The sequence below is a fragment of the Lachnoclostridium sp. Marseille-P6806 genome, from assembly GCF_900625025.1.
Classification (GTDB): domain Bacteria; phylum Bacillota; class Clostridia; order Lachnospirales; family Lachnospiraceae; genus CAG-791.
The window spans coordinates 1-2,026 of the sequence record NZ_LR130606.1 but is presented as its reverse complement, the minus strand read 5'-3'; the positions used below and the strand labels follow the sequence as shown (position 1 = coordinate 2,026).

General features: G+C 42.5%; 1 protein-coding gene. It reads right to left on the bottom strand.

Annotated elements, in window-relative coordinates; translation table 11 throughout:
* Positions 1 to 94: 94 nt before the first annotated feature.
* Positions 95 to 1,882 (bottom strand): IS1634 family transposase, encoded by a 1,788-nt coding sequence (locus E0E20_RS13755; RefSeq protein WP_130838732.1) that lies wholly within the window; start codon positions 1,880 to 1,882, stop codon positions 95 to 97.
* Positions 1,883 to 2,026 lie beyond the last annotated feature (144 nt).

Genomic DNA, 2,026 nt, shown 5'->3' with positions numbered 1-2,026 from the left:
TTTTTGACACTTTAGTACGCAATAAATGCCCACAACTTCTCTGTTTACAAGGGGTTGCGGGCATTCTCTGATTTTTACGAAACGCGTACTACGTCTATCTTTGCTTTGATTTTCTAATAATTCCTTTCATAGCCTTGTCTCTCGTGATTTCGTAGTCAGTTCTGAATCCGACATTTTCGTGCAGGGCATCTGTCAGCCCGGTTCTGGTATACGAGGGGATATAACCGATATCCTTAACCTTAGTCATGTTCATTTTCCTGAGTGTATCGACGATGTTTCCGCACGTATACTGACATCCAAGCTTTCTCTCCAGAATTCGATATACTAAGAGAGATATGAAGCATGTTAAAAAGTGTGCTTTGATACGTTCGCTTAAACTCAGGTATACTGGTCGTGACAGGAAATCATTCTTCATAATCCTGAATGATTCCTCGATTTCCCATCTACCCTTGTTTACTTTAATGATGTCAGACACATCCGTTTCTGCAAGATTGGTTACAACAGCATAGAAACCATCGTACTTCTGCTCCTTTTGAATGGCATCATTGTCCAGTGAATAGCTGATGGCAGCATCTTGCTTGTCTTTGCCGACAGCTTTCTTTTTGATAAAGCGACGACAATCATTCTGGTTCTTTGCATCAGTAGTTGCTCTTCCGGAATCCAGTAGTTTTTGAGCCCGTTCAACCTGTGCTTCGCGGGTGCGACGCAGATAATCCCGGTATTTCAAGGAGTAGGTAACAATAAGGATCTGATCAAAGGAAATATCCCGTTCTTCGTCATAACCATCGATAATGCATTCCTTGTAAAAGATCTTTTCATAGTTTTCCTTTGCATCTTCCTCTGTATCTTCCAGATGTGAGATGGCGAAAATCTCATTTGAGCCCTCCAGATGCCATTCGCTGGGATCCAGGCACCATTCCTTTTGCTTCTTCTTCATCTCTTTGATGGAGATAGTAGAGATGAATGAGCGTTCACCGAAGTTGTTGAACTTTCGGTTATTCACGCTTGATAGACCAGCATCTGTACACACAATAAAGCGGGAGAGTTCGAAATCCTGGAGTATTTTTTCTTCTAAAGGGATCAACGTGAGCTGTTCATTTTTATTGCCACGATCAAGGCACATCGCCAGCGGCATTCCGGAATAGTCCATGAATAACCCCATCTGGACCAGCGGGGAGGGCTGGTGCTGTTTGCTGTGGGCATACTTTCTTGCTGCAATGTCATTTTCGTCTGCATCCGCATTGGAGATAGGATCTTCGTATTCTGTTTCAAAATAGAAGTTCGTACAGTCGTAGTAGAGGACACCGGTTTTTCTGTCGATCACATCCGTGCTGTTTTTATATAGTTTTGTCTGGATAGTTCCAAACTCCTCCGCAATCACTGAAAGTGCCCGTTGAATCTGATGATACTGAAAGTTAGGCTGTTCCAGAAGGTCAAAGGATTGTCTGTAGGTCGAGAGCTTAGATCCCGGAAACAGGATTCTTCCGAAGATCAGGCGGGACATGATTTCGTTCATATCATACTTGAATGCGTGTCGCTTACTGATATGAGCACAAATGAGATCAAGCTTTAATTCATAGTAAATTTTCTGGAGGAAAAGGTATCCGATGTTAAAACTTTGCTGCGCGTCAGACGGTATGAGCGCGTTAGCATCAAGAGGGATTAAGACTTTCTTATTCTTCTCAGTTCTTTCCTGTTCATTCAAAAAATCCATCCGCTGTTCGATCCAAAGCATCGGATCGTCGCACCCGTACTGCTCTTTAATGTCATCAAGGTAACCGAGCTTCTCGACGGTCTCCGTTGAACTTTTACCATTTTTGTTTACGGATCGGATGATGTAGTAGCACACTCCGCGTTTTGTTTTGTTGGTCTTGAGACGCATGGCTTACCTCCTGGCACAAGGTATAGTATTTCAGATATAATCATTATACTATATAGTACCATAGTACGCAATGTAAGAAAATAAATTTGACACAAAAAATAAAGTCCTGCAAGGCTTTGCGGACTTTGGGGTGTTAAAAACCCG

Coding starts and splice junctions, on each gene's coding strand:
- E0E20_RS13755 (WP_130838732.1), bottom strand. CDS start 1,882: ATGCGTCTCAAGACCAACAAAACAAAACGCGGAGTGTGCTACTACATC.